Genomic DNA, 725 nt, shown 5'->3' on the forward strand with positions numbered 1-725 from the left:
CGGCCGATGTATTCCTCCGGGGCATAGCCGAGTAGGTCCAGTTCGGCTCGATTGGCGCGCAAAATGGTGCCATCGTTCGAGACTAGGTGGAGAGACACGGCTGCATTCTCGAAGAAATCTTCTACCTCGCTGCCGGGAAGCAGGATCGCACCGTTCCCGTCGTCGTCCCCGTTGCTTCCGAAGGATCGCGCGCCAGAAATGCTGGAGGGCAAAGCTCGTTGTTCCATGAAGTGCTGAAAACCCCTTAACCCATCTCAACACCCGATTTCCCAATAGGTTCCAATCGTAAGGCACCCTTCCCCGCTACGGGCTCTCGACCGCCGGATCGTGGGTCGGCAAAACTACATAGTTCGAGAGATCGTAAGGCCCCGCGTGCCGATCTCCGCGCCCCGCTTACATGCCGTGAGCTACTTTAGGCCAGCAGCCGCGAGCGCCCGGTAGACTGACCCCCGCCCGATGCCGAGCGACGCGGCGATCTCTGATACTGATTTCTGCTGCTGAAACAAGGAGTCCGCTTCGCCGGCCTTTGCTCGCGCCGTCGGCTTGCGCCCTTTGTATTTCTTCTCTGCCTTCGCCTTCGCGATGCCCTCCTTCTGTCGCTCTCTCATCAGGTCCCGCTCGAACTCGGCGAAGGCGGCGAACATGTTCAGCATCAGCCGACCGTAGGCTCCCGTTGTGTCCAGCGTGTCTTTGCCGAATTGCAACACTTTCAGACCGACTCCCCG

Annotated in this window: 2 protein-coding genes; both read right to left on the reverse strand. The window is 59.9% G+C overall.

All coding sequences use genetic code 11. The features are described from left to right. Positions 1-212 (reverse strand): PAS domain-containing protein (locus tag EN780_RS36170; protein WP_245500246.1); only part of this gene is annotated, 212 nt, incomplete at its 3' end. A 195-nt stretch (positions 213-407) separates the two neighbouring features. Beyond that, a partial coding sequence (locus EN780_RS36175; protein WP_145971043.1) for a recombinase family protein occupies positions 408-725 on the reverse strand: 318 nt, incomplete at its 5' end.

Origin of the sequence: Mesorhizobium sp. M4B.F.Ca.ET.089.01.1.1, from assembly GCF_004022605.1 — a bacterium.
Classification (GTDB): Bacteria; Pseudomonadota; Alphaproteobacteria; order Rhizobiales; family Rhizobiaceae; genus Mesorhizobium; species Mesorhizobium abyssinicae.